General features: G+C 41.3%; 18 protein-coding genes. 9 read left to right on the top strand and 9 right to left on the bottom strand.

Annotated features, from left to right (window positions below; all coding sequences use genetic code 11):
* Window positions 1-207: 207 nt before the first annotated feature.
* A complete protein-coding gene (locus tag MHH26_RS11915; protein ID WP_340973546.1) occupies window positions 208-705 on the bottom strand; it encodes a GAF domain-containing protein in 498 nt (165 codons plus the stop codon).
* 126 nt (window positions 706-831) lie between these two features.
* Between MHH26_RS11915 and refZ the strand changes: the two genes are divergently transcribed.
* A complete protein-coding gene (refZ, locus tag MHH26_RS11910; protein WP_340973544.1) occupies window positions 832-1497 on the top strand; it encodes a forespore capture DNA-binding protein RefZ in 666 nt (221 codons plus the stop codon).
* Here the strand turns inward: refZ and hisJ are convergent.
* Complete coding sequence (hisJ, locus tag MHH26_RS11905; RefSeq protein WP_340973542.1) at window positions 1467-2282, bottom strand: histidinol-phosphatase HisJ; 816 nt, start codon at window positions 2280-2282, stop codon at window positions 1467-1469. The two genes, refZ and hisJ, sit on opposite strands and share 31 nt — an antisense overlap.
* Before the next feature lie 340 nt (window positions 2283-2622).
* Between hisJ and ezrA the strand changes: the two genes are divergently transcribed.
* Window positions 2623-4326, top strand: coding sequence for a septation ring formation regulator EzrA (gene ezrA, locus MHH26_RS11900; protein WP_307500066.1), 1704 nt, complete (start codon window positions 2623-2625; stop codon window positions 4324-4326).
* Window positions 4327-4366: 40 nt separating this feature from the next.
* On the opposite strand, the gene brnQ (MHH26_RS11895) is transcribed toward ezrA, so the two are convergent.
* A complete protein-coding gene (gene brnQ / locus MHH26_RS11895) occupies window positions 4367-5710 on the bottom strand; it encodes a branched-chain amino acid transport system II carrier protein (RefSeq protein ID WP_060597011.1) in 1344 nt (447 codons plus the stop codon).
* A gap of 209 nt (window positions 5711-5919) precedes the next feature.
* Window positions 5920-7263 carry a branched-chain amino acid transport system II carrier protein gene (gene brnQ, locus MHH26_RS11890; protein WP_340973541.1) on the bottom strand — a complete coding sequence of 448 codons (1344 nt, stop codon included), beginning with the start codon at window positions 7261-7263 and terminating at the stop codon, window positions 5920-5922.
* 200 nt (window positions 7264-7463) lie between these two features.
* Between brnQ (MHH26_RS11890) and MHH26_RS11885 the strand changes: the two genes are divergently transcribed.
* The 5 genes from MHH26_RS11885 to MHH26_RS11865 all read left to right on the top strand — a co-directional run bounded on the left by MHH26_RS11885 (window position 7464) and on the right by MHH26_RS11865 (window position 12670).
* A complete protein-coding gene (locus MHH26_RS11885; RefSeq protein WP_307500064.1) occupies window positions 7464-8606 on the top strand; it encodes a cysteine desulfurase family protein in 1143 nt (380 codons plus the stop codon).
* 4 nt (window positions 8607-8610) lie between these two features.
* The gene (gene thiI, locus MHH26_RS11880; protein WP_106031174.1) at window positions 8611-9816 is read left to right on the top strand and encodes a tRNA uracil 4-sulfurtransferase ThiI; all 1206 of its coding nucleotides are present in this window, start codon (window positions 8611-8613) and stop codon (window positions 9814-9816) included.
* Between the two features lie 89 nt (window positions 9817-9905).
* On the top strand, window positions 9906-10118 hold the full coding sequence (locus tag MHH26_RS11875) for an alpha/beta-type small acid-soluble spore protein (protein ID WP_024424829.1): 213 nt from the start codon (window positions 9906-9908) through the stop codon (window positions 10116-10118).
* A 225-nt stretch (window positions 10119-10343) separates the two neighbouring features.
* Window positions 10344-11924: an acyl-CoA synthetase MbcS gene (gene mbcS, locus MHH26_RS11870; RefSeq protein ID WP_060597007.1), complete on the top strand. Its 1581-nt coding sequence runs from the start codon at window positions 10344-10346 to the stop codon at window positions 11922-11924.
* A gap of 131 nt (window positions 11925-12055) precedes the next feature.
* Window positions 12056-12670 (top strand): LysE/ArgO family amino acid transporter, encoded by a 615-nt coding sequence (locus MHH26_RS11865; RefSeq protein WP_307500063.1) that lies wholly within the window; start codon window positions 12056-12058, stop codon window positions 12668-12670.
* Window positions 12671-12785: 115 nt separating this feature from the next.
* On the opposite strand, the gene MHH26_RS11860 is transcribed toward MHH26_RS11865, so the two are convergent.
* Window positions 12786-13217 (bottom strand): MarR family winged helix-turn-helix transcriptional regulator, encoded by a 432-nt coding sequence (locus tag MHH26_RS11860; RefSeq protein WP_106031176.1) that lies wholly within the window; start codon window positions 13215-13217, stop codon window positions 12786-12788.
* Between the two features lie 117 nt (window positions 13218-13334).
* Between MHH26_RS11860 and MHH26_RS11855 the strand changes: the two genes are divergently transcribed.
* Together MHH26_RS11855 and MHH26_RS11850 are read left to right on the top strand one after the other, a co-directional pair.
* A complete protein-coding gene (locus MHH26_RS11855) occupies window positions 13335-13922 on the top strand; it encodes an NAD(P)H-dependent oxidoreductase (RefSeq protein WP_282068469.1) in 588 nt (195 codons plus the stop codon).
* Window positions 13923-14026: 104 nt separating this feature from the next.
* Window positions 14027-15379 (top strand): amidohydrolase family protein, encoded by a 1353-nt coding sequence (locus MHH26_RS11850; protein ID WP_340973536.1) that lies wholly within the window; start codon window positions 14027-14029, stop codon window positions 15377-15379.
* Window positions 15380-15419: 40 nt separating this feature from the next.
* Here MHH26_RS11850 and MHH26_RS11845 read toward each other — a convergent pair whose 3' ends face one another.
* The 4 genes from MHH26_RS11845 to MHH26_RS11830 form a co-directional block, all read right to left on the bottom strand.
* The gene (locus MHH26_RS11845) at window positions 15420-17357 is read right to left on the bottom strand and encodes an ABC transporter permease (RefSeq protein WP_340973533.1); all 1938 of its coding nucleotides are present in this window, start codon (window positions 17355-17357) and stop codon (window positions 15420-15422) included.
* Window positions 17347-18108 (bottom strand): ABC transporter ATP-binding protein, encoded by a 762-nt coding sequence (locus MHH26_RS11840; RefSeq protein WP_012010889.1) that lies wholly within the window; start codon window positions 18106-18108, stop codon window positions 17347-17349. Before MHH26_RS11840 ends, MHH26_RS11845 begins: the two co-directional genes overlap by 11 nt.
* 106 nt (window positions 18109-18214) lie before the next feature.
* Complete coding sequence (locus MHH26_RS11835) at window positions 18215-19219, bottom strand: sensor histidine kinase (RefSeq protein WP_340973530.1); 1005 nt, start codon at window positions 19217-19219, stop codon at window positions 18215-18217.
* Complete coding sequence (locus MHH26_RS11830) at window positions 19219-19908, bottom strand: response regulator transcription factor (RefSeq protein WP_307500684.1); 690 nt, start codon at window positions 19906-19908, stop codon at window positions 19219-19221. The genes MHH26_RS11835 and MHH26_RS11830 overlap by 1 nt, the downstream gene beginning before the upstream one ends.
* Window positions 19909-19949 lie beyond the last annotated feature (41 nt).

Genomic DNA, 19949 nt, shown 5'->3' with positions numbered 1-19949 from the left:
CGCTCCAGCAGCAGGGAGTTACAAGATGCACCTTCATATAGAAGGAACAAAATGATACAAAAAAGCCGAACAAAAAGGCTGCCATATTTCACACAAACTCTATTATATGACGCTGGATAGGAGAAGTCAACCTATTTAGAGGCAATGGCGGTGCCTTGCGTCTGCGAAGAAAAAAAAAGCAGACAATATGCCTGCTTTTTTGTAAGATTACGCATTTGTAGAGGCGGATAATGCCTTCTGGAGTACCTCGGTAAATTGAATTAAGTAGGTTTCATCTACCTCACTAAAACGGTCTTTCACAGGGCTGTCAATGTCGAGTACCCCAATGATCTGTCCATTTACCTTGAGCGGAACGACAATTTCAGATTGCGATGCTGCATCACATGCGATATGTCCAGGGAATGCATGCACATCAGCGATACGCTGGACTTCACCTGTTGCAAACGCAGTACCGCAAACGCCTTTTCCAGACGGGATTCGCACACATGCAGGCAGTCCGTTAAACGGTCCGAGCACAAGCTCGCCCCCTTTAGCCAAATAAAATCCAGCCCAATTGACCTCTGGGAGTGAATGGTACAATAGCGCCGCAGCATTTGCCAAATTGGCAATGAGATCAGGCTCACCATCTGTAATGGCTTCTACCTGTTTAACAAGCAATTGATAGTCTTTTGATGGATCGCCAGACTGTTTTTCGACATGAAACATGAAAATCTCCTACTTTCTATCTCAAAAATACATAACTTGCGTCTCGCATGTGGGATTTGTCGAGCAATTGTAAAAGGAACTTCCGCCTTCATCTTGAAGTATGTACACATGAAGAGGGGTGAGCGGATGAAAACATCAACAACCGTGCAAACAAAAGACCGTATTATTGAAGCTTCCATCAGACTTTTTAACCAAAAAGGATTTTCTGGAACCTCTGTCCGTGAGATTGCGAAGGAAGCAAACGTCAACGTTGCCCACATATCTTATTACTTTCAAGGAAAAGGAGGGCTGCTTGAGCAGCTTGTATCCGATTTTTATGAAGGCTATATTCACATGATTGAATCACATATCCATCACATGGAAACTCGTCACGCAAAAAAATGTTTACTTCATGTGGTTTTTGATATTTTATCTTATCAGCACGAACACCGTCAATTAACCCGTTTTGTTTATCGAGAGGTGACGATTGATTCGACGCTCATTAGAGAAATTATGTCGACCTATTTAACAAAAGAAAAATATTTGTTTCAGCTCATCATTGAAAAAGGGAAAAACACCCATGTGATTTGTGAGCAGCTCTCACTCTCATCGTTTATGATTCAACTGAAATCACTACTCATGATGCCCTATTTACAGCCGCAATATTTAACAGAGGTGCTTTATTTGAATCCAAATGAGCCATATTTCTATCAAATGTATTTTAAGGAACTAAGCCGCTCGCTTCATCATTTACTAGAACCAAAAAAGCCGGCATTAGATTCTCACTTAAAACTCATGATGTCTTCGAATTGATCATAAGCATATCCGAGATCTTCCGCTTGATGGGCATCAGACCCGAATATGAGCGGAATTTTTTTCTGTTTTGCAAGATCAATCATCCATTGATCTAAATAGATACTTCTGGCATATGTTTTACGAAGACCTGATGTATTAAAATCTAAGGACATGCCTTTTTTTGCCGTTTCTTCAAGACAAAGGGTGACCTTTTGACAAAGTTCAGGCGGCATCTCAAATGGGAAAAGCTGTTTAAATTTCTGCACAAGGGTGATATGACCGATTCTCTTTGGCTTATAGCGACCTAAAGATGATAGAATAGAAGAATGAATTTGGTCATAGTAGCTTTGATAGACCTGTTCGATGCTGCCATAGGCGCTTATTAGCTGCTTGAAGGCATGCTCGTCAAAATCAAGGCAAATATAATCATCGCCAGCAGGAAGAAAGTGAACAGATAAAATGCTATCATCTAGTTCTGGACCGTAGCAGTCTAAAAAGGCACTTGTTTCCTCTTCATACTCTTTGATATAGTCAACCTCAAGCCCAGTTTTTACTATTAATTGGCCTTTGTATTCCTGTTTCAACTGATCCAATTTCGTTATATACGAGTCAAGTTCTTGGAGCTTCATGGCACTATCCTGCTCTGGTGTTGGATCTCGAAACGATGGAGGCAGAGGGGCATGTTCGGTAAAGGTTATGGAATCAAATCCCTTTTTGATGGCTTTTTCAATATAAGAATGAAAAGGATCAAGCGAGCCGTGCGGGCAAAACGGTGTATGTAGATGTGCATCCTGCTTCAGCATGTCGTCACCTCTTGTCGATATTTTGAAAAACGTGATGTTTATCAGCGAAAATAATGAAAAATCATGACCAAAAATGCTGGTTACATGGTATCATAATAACAATGAAAACGACAGCTTCCGCATACATAAAAGCAGGTCACATGGATACGTGTGATCAAATGATAGAAAGCGCTCAAATACTTTCTTGAAAAACATACATAAAACCGTGAATGGATGGTATTGGAAAACATACGATCCTGTTTATAAAAAGACAAATGCAAAGCGGACACGAAAGGGTTCTCAGGTCTACTCGGGACACTTTTACCCTGACATCACTTAGATCACAACAAGGGGGCTCATTATGGAGTTTATCATCGGTTTAATTGTCATTTTGCTTGCTTTGTTTTCAGTCGGTTATTTCCTGCGAAAAAATATATATAAAGAGATTGACCGATTGGAAGCATGGAAAATTGAAATTTTAAACAGATCAATTGTAGAAGAAATTTCAAAAATCAAACATTTAAAAATGACCGGAGAAACAGAGCAATTTTTTGAAAGATGGCGTGCAGAGTGGGACGATATCGTCACAGCCCATCTTCCAAAGGTAGAGGAGCTATTATATGATGCAGAAGAGTATTCTGATAAATATCGATTCTCCAAAGCCAAGCAGGTTCTTACGCACATTGAGGACTTGCTGAGTGCTGCTGATTCGAACATTGAAGACATTTTAAAAGAAATTGCAGACCTTGTCACAAGCGAGGAGCAAAATCGCAAGGACATTGAAAAAGTCAAAGAGCAATATCAAACAGTTCGAAAAAATTTGCTTGCGTATAGCCATTTATATGGCACCCTTTATGACAAAATGGAGCAGGACTTAGATGAGGCCTGGGAAGGGATCAAGCAGTACGAGGAAGAAACAGAAAACGGAAACTACATGAAGGCAAGAAAGATTTTGCTTGAGCAAGACCGCAGACTCGACCAGCTTCAACTATATATCAATGATGTACCAAAGCTTATTGCAGACTGCAAACAAACCGTACCAGGTCAGCTGACGAAGCTGAAAGACGGATATCAAGAAATGACAGAAAAAGGCTACAAGCTGGAGCACATCCAGATCACGAAAGAGCTGGAGACTTTAAACAAACAGCTTGCGAGAGCGGAAAAATTGCTCATTGATGAACTCAATTTAGAAGAGGCATCAAGCATTCTGCAAATGATCAATGATGCGATTGAGACGCTGTATGATCAGCTGGAGGCGGAAGTAGAAGCAGGTCAGGAAATCAAAAGCAAAATGCCTGAGCTCACAGAAGCATTCGAGAAGCTCGAACAAGATCACACACAAACAAAGGCAGAAACGGCTCTTGTGAAAGAAAGCTACAAGCTGACAGCAGGAGAGCTCGATCAACAGAAAGCATTCGAAAAACGTTTAGAAGAAATTGAAAAGCTGATGAAACAAATCCGCGAGAAGCTTGATCGTGACCACGTGGCATATTCATTATTAATGGATGAAATCAATCAGCTGGAGACGTTTATCGATGATGCAAAAGCATTGCATGACACATTTAAAGGTCATCTACAATCATTAAGAAAAGAAGAATTAAAAGCGAGAGAAACACTGGCTGAGCTCAAAACCATGCTGACAGATACAGTCCGCCAGCTGCATAAAAGCAATATCCCAGGTGTACCTGCTGAGATGAAAGAGCGGGCTGAAAAAGCGCAGGAGATGATCCAGCAAGTGCATGAGCAGCTGGAAAACCTGCCGCTCAACATGCCGGCAGTGAATCAACAATTAAAAGAAGCCTCTGACACAGTCAGAAATGTTGTGGATGAGACAGAAGAAATGCTCAGTAAAGTGGATCAAATTGAACGAATCATTCAATACGGCAATCGTTTTAGAAGCCAAAACCACATTCTTTCAGAACAACTAAAAGAGGCGGAACGAAGATTTTACGCTTACGATTACAACGGATCATTTGATATAGCAGCTGCGGCTGTTGAAAAAACATCACCCGGAGCTGTCCAAAAGCTGTTAGCTCAGCAAGAAAAAGAGTATCAGCACCAATAAAAAAGCTGAAGTCCATTTACAGGACTTCAGCTTTTTTCTGTTAAGATGCTTGTTTCTCCCGCTTTTGGGAAGCAGAAGAAGTGAAAAGAGAAAGAACGAACCCAATGACCACTCCGAAAATAGCAGGAACAACCCAGCCAATACCAAGGTCATATAAAGGTAATATCGTTTGAAAGAGATCCTCCACTGGTCCAATCGGGAGTTTCGCTGCTACTAAGCCGTCAAACAAACTGACGCAGCCAGTTAAAATCAAAGTAAGGACATAAACAGGTCTTCTTTGACCAAGCCATTTATCTGCCAGCGATAACACAATGATGACAATCGCTAGCGGGTAAATGGCAGTTAAAACTGGTACAGAGAAAGCGATAATATGAGCAAGTCCAAAATTTGAAATGATAAAACTGAATAATGTCACTAGTGTAACGACCATTTTATAAGAAAGTTTAGGTAATAAATTTGAGAAATACTCTCCGCATGATGTAACGAGACCGATACTTGTCGTTAAACAAGCAACCGTAATCGCAGCACCCAACACAATATTTCCTAAACTGCCAAATAGGAATTGAGAAGACTGAGCCAAGATTTTACTGCCATCTCCAACAAAACCAATGGCGTGTGTACTTGAAGCGCCTAAATAAGCAAGAGATAGATAAACAAATGTTAATCCGCAAGCTGCAATCAGACCCGCTTTGATACAAGCAGAAGTCAGTGCCTTTTTACTTGTCACACCGCGTCCTTTAATGGCGTTGATGACAACAACCCCAAACACAATAGAAGCAAGAGCATCCATTGTTTTATAGCCCTCTAGAAATCCTTTGAAAAATGATCCGCTGCTATAGGATACATCAGGTGTGCCAACGGCGCCCATCGGCGTTAAAATGGCTTTGACAATAATAATAAAAATAATCGTAAATTTAATTGGTGTTAACACTTTCCCTACACGATCCACAATCTTCGTTGGATTTAGAGCAAGATAATATGTAATACCAAAAAAGACAAGTGTGAATAAAAGAAGTGAGAGCCAAGCTGGTACACCTGCTAAAAAGGGTAATGCACCAATTTCATATGAAACCGTTCCTGTACGAGGAATAGCGAAAAGCGGCCCAATAGATAAATATAAAATGACGGTAAACGCTGTTCCAAAAGCTGGGTGAGCTTTATCAGCTAATCCTTTCGCATCTCTACCTGTTAAAGCAATCGCAATAATCCCTAGAAGAGGTAAACCGACACCTGTTAATAAAAATCCGCCCATTGCTTTCCACACATTTTGCCCAGCATATTGCCCAAGCTCTGGTGGATAAATCATATTTCCGGCGCCGAAGAATAGAGCAAATAACATAAAACCGATAATAACTGTATCTTTCGTCGACAAAGTTGCCTTCATTGCATTTAAAGCCTCCATATTATGTTGAAATATTCTGTTAATTAGTTGCTAAGTAACCGTTCATCATTAACATTCACTAATTATAAAGGATGTACGCCTGATGTCAACATGTGTTTTCGTACAAAAGTCATGAATTTTTCTATTTTAGTATATGGAGAACAATAAAAAACATCCCCTTCCAATGAAGAAGGGGATGTTTCGGTTTATGACTATGAGGCGAGCTGTTTGGGCGGGCTGGTAAACATCGAAATAAGTAAACCAACCACAGCACCGATAATGGCTGGTACGATCCAGCCAATGCCTAAATTGTAAAACGGTACGATTGAACCCAAGATGTCAGGCAAGTCACCGAGATTCATTTTGGCAGCTAATAATCCATCAATGATGGCAAAGAAACCAGTAAAGATGAGGGATACGATATAAATGACTCGTCTGCCGTTAATCCAGCGATCAAGGAATGACAATAAAATAATAACAATTGCCAGTGGATAGATTGTCACAAGAACTGGAACAGATAGAGAGATAATTTGTGCCAAACCAAGGTTTGCAACCAGTGTACTAAATAAAGAAACAATTAGAACGACTGTGTGATAAGAAAGGCTAGGGAAGAGCTTTGAAAAATATTCCCCACAGGATGAAATAAGTCCAACACTAGTCGTTAAACAAGCGAATAAAATGGCTGCGCCAAGTACAATGTTTCCAGCAGAACCGAATAAAAAGTTGGCAGAAAGTGAAAGCAGTTTGCCGCCGTCATTTGCTCCAACCATTCCCGTCACATCGGGACTTGAAGCACCCACATAAGCAAGTGAAATGTACACCAATGCCAGCCCAACAGCTGCCACGAGTCCTGCTTTAATACAAGCCGCTGCAAGAGATTTACGCTCCGTGATGCCTCTTTCCTTAACAGCTGTCACCACGACGATCCCAAATACGATAGAAGCAAGAGCATCCATTGTTTTATAGCCTTCTAAAAATCCAGTGAAGAGCGGGTTTGCTTCATATGTTGCATCAGGAGCACCGATCATTCCCATTGGCGTAGCAATGGCTTTAATGACAATAATGGCAATAACAGTTAATAAGATCGGTGTCAAAATTTTACCAATTCGATCAACTAGCTTTGAAGGATTTAAAGCTAGCAGGTATGAAATAGTGAAAAACATAACGGTAAAGATGAATAGTGGTACCCATGAAGTGGACTGTGCCCCTGACAGAAATGGAGCTAATCCTATCTCGTATGAAACCGTACCAGTTCGCGGAATAGCGAAAAATGGTCCGATGGATAAATACAGAATAACGGTGAAGATGGTCCCGAATTTTGGGTGCGCTTTATCCGCAAGGCCTTTTGCACCGGTACCTGTAAGGGCGACTGCAATCACCCCTAGAAGCGGAAGACCTACTCCTGTGAGTAAAAATCCACCGATGGCAAGCCATACATTCTCACCCGCATATTGTCCAAGAACAGGTGGGAAAATCATATTTCCTGCGCCAAAGAATAATGCAAAAAGCATTAGACCAATGGCTAGCGTCTCTTTTATACTTAAACTATTTTTCAAAATAGTTCCTCCTTAATCAGTGTTGTGTGTCAAATTAAAATATTCTGACAATTTGGATGATCGTGTGACAATTGCACTATGGATGATATAGTGAAAATGAAAAGTTGTCAACTGCCATTTTCAGAAAATTCTCTGTCTGACTTCATTATGGTAACATATAAATGCATTTATTTTTTAAGCTTTTTGTAAGGAGTTACAATATGATCTATCTTGATAATAGTGCAACAACCAAGCCTTATCCAGAGGTTATACAAGTATATCAGCAAGTGAGTGAGCGTTTTTTTGGTAATCCGTCTTCGCTTCATCAGCTCGGAATTGATGCCAGCCGGCTGCTAAGTGAAACGAGAAAACAAATGCTTCACTATACAGGATTGAAACAATATGAGATTATTTTCACTTCTGGTGCAACAGAAGCAAATAACATTGCCATTAAAGGAGCAGCTCTAGCCAAAATGAACCGGGGGAAACATATTGTGACAACAGCAATTGAACACCCCTCTGTCATCGAATCGTTTGAACAGCTGAAGGCTTTATTTGGCTTTGAAATCTCCTATATTCAAGTAGATGAGCATGGCCATGCTGATATGAATCATTTAAAAGAAGTGATACGCCCTGATACAGTACTGGTCAGCATGATGCATGTCAATAACGAAACGGGTGCCATCCAGCCGATTGAAGAAGCTGCTGGCATCATTCGTGAGCATGCCGAAAATGCCCTTTTTCATGTCGACGGGGTCCAGGGAATGTGCAGAGTAGCACTTAATAAACAGCTGGATGTGGATCTTTTGACGATATCTGGCCACAAAATTCATGGCTTAAAAGGGACAGGAGCGCTCTTTTTAAAGAAAGATGTTGTGCTTGCCCCTTTCATCACAGGAGGAGAGCAGGAATTAGGACTACGGTCAGGTACTGAAAACCCTGCTGGTGCTGTCAGCTTAGCAAAAGCCATGAAACAATCATTCGAACGGCTGAAAAATTATCATGATGAAATGCTTAACTTAAAAACGCAGCTGCAAAAACAGCTTGGAGAAATAGAAGGTATTGTCATCAACACACCGCTGACGCAAAGTGCGCCGCACATTGTGAATTTTTCAGTGCCAGGTATTCAAATCGAGGTTCTTCTCCATATGCTTGAAAAAGACGGCATGTATGTCTCGACAACCTCTGCCTGCTCAGCCAAGAAAAAAGAGCCAAGCCGTGTGCTGCTAGCGATGGGGAAACCGGAAGAAGCGGCCAAAAGCAGTATGAGAATCAGTTTGACATATGGCCAAGGACCAGAGCTAGCGCCGCATATCATCACAACGATCGCACAAAGTGTGAAAAAATTAAAAGGAATGAGATAACAACATGAAATATGATCATATTTTAGTCCGTTTTGGTGAGATTTCAACAAAAGGGAAGAATAGAAAGAAATTTATTGAAAAACTAAGACAGCATATCCGATTTGTATTAAAAGATTTTGATGCATTAAAGTACGCATCTGACAGAGACCGCATCACGATCATGCTGAACGGAGAAGACCCTGAACCGATTTCAGAACAGCTTAAAGGTGTATTTGGCATACAAAGCTTTAGTCTTGCGGTGAAATGTGAGACAAATCTCGATGCCATCAAAGAAGCGTCACTCACAGCGGTACAGGAAGTATATGAACAAGGAAATACATTTAAGGTCTCAACGAAACGCTCTTATAAACAATTTGAACTTGATTCAAATGAAATGAACCGCGAAATTGGCGGATATGTGCTGAAGAATACGGAAAACTTAACGGTCAATGTCAAACAGCCGGATGTACATTTGCGCATAGAAATAAGAGAACATGCGACGTATATTACATTTAAAGATGTCAAGGGTGCTGGCGGCCTGCCGGTTGGTTCAAGCGGAAGAGCGATGCTCATGCTTTCAGGCGGCTTTGACAGCCCAGTTGCCGGCTATCAAGCAATGAAACGCGGGATTCAAATTGAGGCTGTACATTTCTTTAGTCCCCCATATACAAGTGAACGTGCCAAGCAAAAGGTCATTGATCTTACAGAATGCTTAGCAGCATATGGAGGCGAAGTGAAGCTTCACATCGTTCCTTTTACAAAAATTCAAGAGCTGATTCACAAACAAGTACCTGAAAACTATACGATGACATCAACAAGAAGAATGATGCTGAAAATAGCTGATAAAATAAGAGCGAAGCGTGATGCTCTTGCGATTATTACTGGTGAAAGCCTTGGACAAGTCGCAAGTCAGACACTTGAAAGCATGTATGCGATTAACCATGTGACCAATACACCAATCATTCGACCGCTCATTGCTGTTGATAAAAATGACATTATTGATGAAGCGAGACGAATTGGCACTTACGAGACAAGTATTCAGCCTTTCGAGGATTGCTGCACGATCTTTACGCCGCCATCTCCTAAAACAAAACCAAAGCTTGAGAAAGTAGAACGCTACGAAAGCTTTGCTGATTTCGAGCCGATGCTCGACGAGGCAGTGGATCAAATGGAAACGATCATCGTCACAAATGAGAAGAAAGCGGCAGACGAATTCGCTGATTTATTCTAAAACAAAAATTTCATAATAATTACCATAAAATCAATCGCATGAAGTCATGTGTTTCTACACATTCTATATTCACAAGGAGGTGAGAACACATGGCTCAACAAAACAGACAAAGCAGTTCTAACCAATTACTAGTACCAGGCGCTGCACAAGCAATCGACCAAATGAAGTACGAAATCGCTTCTGAATTCGGTGTAAACCTTGGTGCAGAAACAACATCTCGCGCTAACGGATCAGTTGGTGGAGAAATCACTAAGCGTCTTGTATCTTACGCTCAACAACATATGGGTGGCGGATCTTTCTAAGACACACAATTAAAAAGTTATGGCTTAGGAGCGGGATCATTCCCGCTCTTTTCTTTTTGTACATAAAAATAGTTTGAATATTTCTAAAAAAGGAGACGAATGAAAAAAATTATGGCATAATATTAGGAGTAGGTCCTAATTCAAGCATTTTTCAGTTATGAGTGTTAAAATAGGTAAATTGAAACATGTTTCGTTTCATAGAAAGAGGCTAAAAGGAGCTGTACCATGAAAAGAGAAGACTTAATTGCACCAGAACAATATAACTTAGTCAGTGAGATTGAAGCGTTCAGTCATGACAAGGAGAAAATGGCCCTGCACTGGCAGGATGGAAATGGCCACGAAGCGCATGTGACGTATGCAGCTTTAGTGGAAGAAGCAAATAAAATTGGTCATGTATTATTAAATGCAGGCTTTAAAAAAGGCGATAAAATCATTGTGATGGTGCCGCGCATGCTAGAGGCATACAGCATTTATTTAGCAATTTTGAAAACAGGAATGGTCGTCATTCCTTGTTCAGAAATGCTGCGTGCAAAAGATTTAGATTACCGAATTGAACATGCAGAAGCAAAGGGAGCGATTGTTTACTCTTCATTCATTCAATCGTTCGACGGAACCAATCAGCCAAACGATTTTAAAACATTCTCAATCGGTGAAAACGATCATGGCTGGACAAATATTCTAGCGCAAAAGGATCAACAATCAAGTGAGCTGCAAATGGCTCCAACAACACGTACAGACATGGCGTTCTTATCCTATACATCTGGTACGACAGGTCATCCAAAAGGGGTTGTTCATACACACGGATGGGCGTATGCACATTTACGCACAGCTGCCAAAGCATGGCTCTCTATTAATGAGGGAGATAAAGTATGGGCGACAGCAGGACCAGGCTGGCAAAAATGGGTGTGGAGCCCTCTCTTATCAGTGTTAGGAAGTGGAGCAGAAGGCTTTGTATACGGAGGGAAATTCAATCCAAATACGTACTTAGAGCTGCTTCAAAAAAATGAAATCAATGTCCTATGCTGTACCCCGACAGAATATCGTTTTATGGCGAAAGTAGATGACTTGAGTCAGTACGAGCTGCCAAAGCTGCATAGTGCCGTTTCTGCGGGAGAGCCGTTGAACCGTGAAGTCATTGATACATTCAAAAAGCATTTCGATATAGAAGTACGAGATGGCTATGGCCAAACAGAAAGCACACTGCTCGTAGGGGTGCTAAAAGGAATGGACATCAAGCCAGGCAGTATGGGAAAACCAACACCTGGCAATGAAGTCGAGATCATTGATGAGGACGGCAGCGTATGCGCTCCTGGAGAAGTTGGTGACATTGCGGTCCATCTCGAAACGCCGGCGCTATTTAAGGAATACTACAAAGATGAAGAGCGTACAAAAGCGCAGCGCCGCGGAAATTACTTTATTACCGGTGACCGCGCGAAAAAAGACGAAGATGGGTACTTCTGGTTTGAAAGCCGCAGAGATGATATCATCGTCAGCTCAGGCTATACCATTGGGCCGTTTGAAGTAGAAGATGCACTGATTAAACACCCAGCAGTCAAAGAATGTGCGGTTGTGGCTAGTCCAGATGAAATCAGAGGATCAATTGTGAAGGCATATGTCGTCCTGCGTGATGGATCAGCACAAAGTGATGAGCTGATCAAAGAGCTGCAGACACATGTGAAAAACACAACAGCACCTTACAAATACCCAAGAGAAATTGAATTCATTGACGAACTGCCAAAAACACCGTCAGCGAAAATCCGCCGTGTCGAGCTGAGAGAAAGAGAGCTTGCACGAAAAGGATCATGATGAATAAACGAAAAGCGTTTGGATGGAAGCATCCAGCGCTTTTTTTTACGGAACATCAAATCCGCTGGAAGCGGTCATGATGTTCTATGATAAAATGTGTAAGAATTGCTGGAAAAGGAGAATGTTAGAAGATGTTCATTGCCATCATTCATGGAATTGTGCTTGCCTTTGGTCTCATTTTACCATTGGGCGCACAAAATGTATTTGTGTTTCAGCAAGGAGCGCTTCAGCCGCGATTATATCAGGCCTTACCTGTCGTTATCACTGCTGCTCTTTGTGACACACTATTAATTGCATTAGCTGTCATTGGTGTTTCAGTTGTGGTGTTCACCATTCCTGTACTGCAAATCGGCCTTTATATTATTGGGTTTTGTTTTTTAGTTTATATGGGATGGTCCGTGTGGAACACAAGCTCATCATCAGGTGATAAAGAGAAGCAGGAATTCATGCCTGCGAGAAAGCAAATTGTCTTTGCCTGTTCAGTTTCACTTTTAAATCCCCACGCCATTCTTGATACAATTGGTGTGATTGGAACAAATTCGCTTCAATATAGCGGGGCAGAAAAACTGGCATTTACACTCGCCTGTATCATCGTGTCCTGGTTATGGTTTATTGGGCTCGCTTTTTTAGGGAAGATGCTAGGGAAGTTAGATACAAACGGCGAGTGGATGAACCGTATCAATAAAGCTTCAGCGGTCATGATCTGGCTTGTCGCGTTATACATTGCGTATCAATTGATTGTATAAAGGTTCATAGAGAAAAAAGCGAGAAGCGTCTGGGCGGATTAGAGCCCGCGCTTTTTTGTATTTTGAAGTTTAGCAACCTTTGCATGAGCGTATCTCCCATGCTTTCCTCATGAGGTCATTTTTTGAAAATCGTTTGATTTAATAGGCGGAGAGCTTGTACGATGTCATCCATTTGTTCTGTATCTGTGGAAGATAGGCTGTCTAATAGCATCCTTTCGATATGCTGGAAAGCATCGTTCATACAAGCGCGGCCTTTGTCAGACAGCATGATCACATGCTTTCGCTTATCATCTTTGTCTTCCTTTTTATCTATAAATTGTTTTTCGTGCAGTTTTTTTAGTTCTCTGCTGACATTTGGAAGAGACATGTGCTGACAGTCGGCAATTTCACTAGGCGTAAGCGGTTCGCTGACAGCTAGCTGCTCTAGAATTAAGTATTGTAAGGTCGTTAGGTCAACTGGTTTGACTTTGCTCATCAGGGCGTGCTTCAGCTCTGAAAAAGTAGAAGCAAATGCTACGAATTCCTTGAAGAAATGGGGATGCTTCATGTTTATCACCTCTTATGTAACATACCAAAATTATTATCAAAAAACAATTATCATTTGACAACTAATTAAGAGGGGTATATCATTTAGTTATCAAATGATAACAAAAGGAGACAACACATGAATCTACTCATTATTTATACTCACCCTCATCACAATAGTTTAAATGGTGCTTTTTTAAAAGAAATTATGAAAGGCAGTGAAGAAAATCCACTGGTTCATGAAGTGAAAATCATCGATTTATACAAAGAAGAATTTGATCCTGTGCTGATTTTTAATGAAGAGAAAAAAAGGCGTGATATGCATAAGGACCCTGACATTAGGGTGTATCAGGAAAAGATCAAATGGGCAGATAAAATCGTGTTCGTTTATCCCATTTGGTGGGGGCGGCCGCCAGCCATGCTGCTTGGCTTTATTGACCGCATGTTTGCTGCTAATTTTGCTTACCGTCAAACAGGCGGGCTGCTTCCAGAAGGACTGTTAAAAGGAAAAAGTGCTGTTTGTGTATCGACAATGCAAGGGCCAACCAATTACCCTTTATTCTTTTTGCAAAATGCACACAAGATGTTAATGAAAAGAGCCCTCTTACAATATGTCGGAATCAAACCTGTGAAGTTCTTTGAGTTCGGCATGATGGAAAGCCCAAAAGGGAAACACGAGGCCAAATTAAAACGTATTTACAACTATTTCAAAAAAATCAGCTCATAAAACAGTTAGTGAAGTCACTTTTCTTCTAATTCGATCCTTATATGTTTTAAAATGACAGTGAGGGTGAGGGAACTCTTCCTCGTCATTTGAAAAGGGGGATATGGATGAAGAAAACATTGTTTAAAGATGCAGCCATTTTAACACTTGATCCAACTTTAGGTTTTTTAGAAAAGGGAGATTTATTAATTGAAGGGACACACATTTTAGAGGTCGGACCTTTAATTGAAGCAAATGATGCTGACATTGTCGATGCGTCCGATATGGTGATCATGCCAGGGCTTGTGGATACACATCGTCATGTGTGGCAGTCTGTCATCAGAGGCATAGGCACAGATTGGTCTTTGCAGACATATTTGAGCAAAATCTATTATGGTAACTATGGTGCGATGAGACGCCCATCCGATGATCGAATCGCAAATTATTTAGGGGCATTAGAGGCGTTAGATGCAGGAGTGACCACATGTTTAGACTGGACGATGATCAATTCAATGGATCATACAGAAGAGCTCATCGGAGGATTAAAAGATGCGGGCATTCGAGCTGTTTTTGCTTTTGGCTCTTCTGGAGATGCTGAGTATTGGGATAGGGAGAGCACGCTCACCAATATGGAGGACGCAGCACGCGTGAAAAAAGCGCATTTTCAATCATCAGATCAGCTTTTGACGATGGGGCTTGCGATTCGTGGACCAGAGTTTTCTTCATGGGAAACTTCAGTATTTGAAATTGAAACAGCCCGGTCTCTAGATGCTCTATGCAGTATGCACATTGGCTTTGGAAACTGGGGAGCAGAGGATCGTTCGATTGAGCGGCTTCACAAAGCAGGGTTACTTGGACCTGACCTCAACATGGTGCATATCAATGCAATCGATGCGGATCAAATGAAGATGCTGGCAGACAGCGGAAGCTCCATATCCATTACACCTGAAATTGAGATGATGATGGGTCACGGTTATCCTGTCACAGGACTTGCGATCGAACAAGGTGTTCTTCCAACGCTCGGTGTAGACGTGGTAACAGCGACAGGCGGAGATTTGTTTGCTCAAATGAAATTCGGACTTCAGGCAGAGCGCGCGCTTCAAAATCAATCATTGCTGATGGAGGGAATCATGCCAGGACCTGAACTTGGGATTTCTGCTCATCAAATGCTTGAAGCTGCAACGATCAATGGGGCTCGTGCATTACAGCTTGATCATAAAATTGGCTCACTCACACCTGGAAAAGAAGCTGATTTCATCCTGATCGACCGGACAAGCATGAATCTTCTGCCGATGACAGATCCGGCTGGAGCGGTTGTCCAAACGGCACATCCTTCAAATGTTGATTCTGTCTATGTGGCTGGAAAAGCAGTGAAACGAAGCGGAAAGCTTGTTGGAGTGAACCTAGAAGAGGTCAAACGCAAAGCTTATGCGGCAAGAGATCATATTCTATCGCACAAGTTTGAATCAACTCCATCATAAACAAACATATCCCCATAGGCAGCGGCCTATGGGGAATTCATTACAAGGATTCTTTAATGACCTTTTTGTAATACTGGACAGATAGGAATCCGAAGACAGAATATAAAACCGTATAAATCGACATGACGATGAGCATTGGTGTCCACAGTTCACCGCCGAATAAAAACCAGCCAGACTGAACTGCAAAGTAGCTGTGCAGCAATCCGATGATGAGCGGAATCCCAAAGTTAAATAGCTGTTTGAGCCGAATGCCTTTTAATAGATCTTTCTCTGTAAAGCCAAGCTTACGTAAGATCGTGTACGAGCTTTGTTCTTCTTCACTTTCATTCATCTGTTTGAAGTATAAAATACAGCCTGATGTCACAAGGAAGCTTAGACCTAAAAATCCAACCACAAACATCATCAGTCCCATTGTTTGCTTTTGCTGCTGAGCTGAAGCTAATTGAGACATGCTGTCGTCACCTAGTTTTAAAGATGTAAACACATCATTGGCTTGTTCAAGGTTTTTATCATCTTTTATATTGACCGCGTTATATTGATTATTCTCAAGCTGCAGTTTAGGATCTTTCTGCTGGTCAAGCTTCTCAAAGACATTTTGACTGACGACGGCAACAGGCAGACCGCCAAAAGTGAATTTGTAAGAGATGATGTAATCTTTCTTCATATCAATGACTTTTAAATCAAGCGGCTTCTTGATGAGAAGTTTCACATCACCTGAGCTTTGAATCGGCATGAATTTCTTCAATAAATCACTGTAGCCGCTTAAGATGACTTCGTTGTTTTCCACATGAATATTAGGTGCATTTTTCTCACTGATCACAGGCAGTGTCAAGACTCCTGGATCCTTTTTCAAACTTTGTAATTCCGAATCCATGATCTTATGTGCATCAAAATCCGCTTGGATGACCTTGAACTGCTTTTTTTCATACGCAATATGTTTGTCAGAAAGTGCACGAGTGAAGGTATCGGCTTCTTTCTCTGAGCCCATGACAAAATGTGATGGAATCTGTTGTTCAGCCGTTTTTTCTGCTGAGTAATAGGAAATGTAGCTTAATGATAACAACCCGATGGCAAGTGCAGATACGGTTGTAATAATCGTTAAAAGCAGTGCATTTGATTTTAATCGGAACATTATAGATGACAAAGACAGGACTTCATGAATGGCGAGATAGCCATTTTTTCTTTTCCGTACAATATTGGCAATAAAAGAAACAGAGCCTTTATAAAAGAGAAAGGTACCGATAATGACAGAGGCTAGAATATAAATCATGGCTGAAAATAACTCAAGCATGGACGTATATGAGCCGCTAAAAAGCTGAGAAGAAATATAATAGCCTGAGATGATCAAGACAATACCGAAAACCCCAATGATGATTTCAAACACAGAGATCTTTTTCACACGCTGCTCTGTAGAAGACGTGGTTCTAAACAAAGATAAAATTGTCTGTTTACTAATAAACCGTCTATTTCTTAGCATAATTAATCCATAGATGATGAAAAAGACAATGAGCGTTTGCAGAAGGGCCATGCCTGAAAAATGCAGATGGGCGATGGCATTAACGCCTGTTACTTTAAATAGCACCATCAGCATGAGCTTTGAACCGATAAATCCAGCTATGATGCCAACAGCCATTGAGAACACATATAGGATGAAATTTTCTGCATTGAGCAGTTTGGCAATTTTTTGTTTCGTCATGCCAATGAGCTGCAGGAGACCTATTTCTTTCCCTCGGCGTTTAATAAAAATGCTGTTCGCATATAACAGGAAGATCCCAACAATGGCAATGAGCAGTACCGAAGCGGCTTTAATCGACGCACCGCCTTTAATGGACCCTTTTACATCATCAAGTGCTGGTGAGTACTGCAAGGTGACAAAAGAAAAGTAGAGCGCCACACTAAACACGAGAGCAAACACATATAAATAGTAATTCTTCAAATTTTTCTTCAGGTTACGGAAGACGAGCTGATTAATGTTCATGCTTCACACCGCCTAAGACACCTTGCGTTTTCATAATATCCTCGAAAAACATCTTTCTCTCTAAAGCACCTTTATTCAACTGAGTATAGATCTGTCCGTCCTTGATAAAAATGACGCGTCTTGAATAGCTGGCTGCGACAGGATCATGTGTCACCATGACAATAGTTGCTTTTCGTTTGCGATTGAAATCTTGCAGCTTATTGAGTAAATCAGATGCAGATTTGGAATCAAGCGCTCCGGTAGGTTCATCCGCGAAAATCAGACTCGGCTCATGAATGAAGGCACGAACTGCTGATGTCCGCTGCTTTTGTCCACCAGAGAGTTCATTCGGATATTTGTCTCTTAGTTCATAGATGCCCATGTCCTCCGCGAGCTGTTGAAAACGTTCAAAAGCTTCTTTTTTCGGCGTTTTGGAGATGGATAATGGCAAGAGGATGTTCTCTTTGACCGTGAGTGTATCAAGTAAGTTATAATCCTGAAAGACAAAGCCAAGCTGCTTTTTTCTAAATTCTGCGAGCTGCTGATCCTTCATCTGTGTCATCTCAGCATCTGCGATACGAATCGATCCGCTGGATACATGATCGATAGAGGACAATACGTTCAGAAGGGTTGTTTTCCCCGAACCTGATGGCCCCATAATGCTGACAAATTCTCCGGCTTCAATGGTCAAATCAATGCCGCTCAGCACCTCTTGTTTGTTGAATTTATTTCCGTAGCTTTTATATATTTTGCGAGCTTCTAAAATGTTCATTTGTCGATCCCCTTTTTCTATTTAATTGATACCTCTAGTATAAAAAGAAGCCCGCCGCACTTCCTTCGATTTGGCGAACAAAACAGACGAGCATGTGACATTGTTGTCACATGCTCGCAATATGCACAAAATCATTCTTTTTCGGAAAAATAAAGGTGAAGGTTGTGCCTTGATCTATCGTGGAGTTGACCTCGATCTTGATATGAAGAGCGTCTGCTCCTTTTTTCGTTAAATAAAGCCCCATTCCTGTTGAGGCGGTGTCATTGTGATGTCTTGTTGAGGTAAAACCCTTTTCAAAAATACGCGGCAGGTCTCTTGGGTCTATCCCTCTGCCTTGATCTGAGATCGTCAGCATCACTTGGTCATTCATTCGCTTGCTTTCAATGGCAATATCGGACGAATGACTGTACTTAACTGCATTTGTGAGCACCTGTCTGATCATAAAGGATAACCATTTTGTATCACTTAATACGTGACGTTCTTCTAGCGTGAGTTCAAAGCCGATTCCTTTTTGCATGCACCATGATTGGAGCGCTTTGATTTCCTTCGCTAAGATGCTTTGCAGGTCAAGCTGTTCAATAAATAAATCATTTTCGATATGACGTATTCTGCTTTGGTGCAGCTGGGCATCGAGTAATAAATGAATTCTAAGCCATTCGTACGTCATATTCGATTTCAGCGGCTGCTCTGTTAAGCGGTCAATCATTAAGCGCATCGCTGTGAGAGGTGTTTTCACTTCATGTATCCATGAGAGCAATTCATCCTTCTCTTCTTCAAGGGCGATTTGCTGCTCTGCTGCCATTTGCCGGTAGCGGGCAATTTGCTCTGACGTCGCATCATGTACAAGCTGTTCAAATGGGGAAGATGGAGTGAGCCGCATTTGATGATCAATATGATCATCCCATTCTTTCAGCCGCTCATAATACGCTGTTTCTTTACGATATCGGAAAAAGAGAAAAACGATCATGAAAAACGTAGATAATAACACAATATAAAAAAGAGACGCCATTGGAATGGTCGTATCCAAATAAGCAACAAACAGAATGAGGAGCTGCAAACTAAGAAAGAACAGGATCCAGCTTCTTCGTTCTTTTAAAAATGCTTGCAGCATCAGTGATCATCCTTTTCCTTTGCAAGATAGCCTTGACCCACTTTTGTCTCAATGTAGGTGCCAAGGGAGATCTCATCTAGTTTTTTTCTTAGGCGATTGACGTTGACAGTCAGTGTATTGTCACTGACAAACCGTTCATCCTCCCACAATGCTTGAATGAGTGATTCTCTGCTGACAATATGATTTTTATGCTGAATCAATTCCTTGAGAATAAACAGTTCATTTTTCGTTAATTCCACTTCACCGTGATCATTTGTTACGGTGTTTTTTTCAAGGTCAATCGTAGCGCCGCACCATACCTTTAAGCTGGAAGGTTCTGCATTATAATCATGCACTCTGCGAAGAACGGCACTGACTTTGGCAATGAGCACGTCAAAGTGAAAGGGCTTTTGTACAAAATCATCGGCACCGAGCTGCATCGACATGACCATATCAGCAGGGTGGTCACGAGAGGAGAGGAAGATAATAGGTACATTTGAATGATGCCGAATCATCCGGCACCAATGAAAGCCATCGTATTTTGGGAGCTGTATATCAATAATGACGAGATCAGGCTGAACAGAAGTGAATTCCTGCATGACCTGTTGAAAATCGTGAATCCCATAGACATCATAGGACCAGTTAACTAGACGTTCTTTGATTTCTTGGAAGAGGGTTGTATCGTCCTCAATCAGTAAAATTTTAAACAAAACCAGCACCACACTTTTTGTATTCGCTTGTATGTAATTGT

The organism is Bacillus sp. FSL K6-2839, assembly GCF_038003365.1.
Taxonomy (GTDB): domain Bacteria; phylum Bacillota; class Bacilli; order Bacillales; family Bacillaceae; genus Bacillus.
The sequence above is the reverse complement of the archived record's forward strand: the minus strand, read 5'-3'. Positions and strand labels throughout refer to the sequence as shown.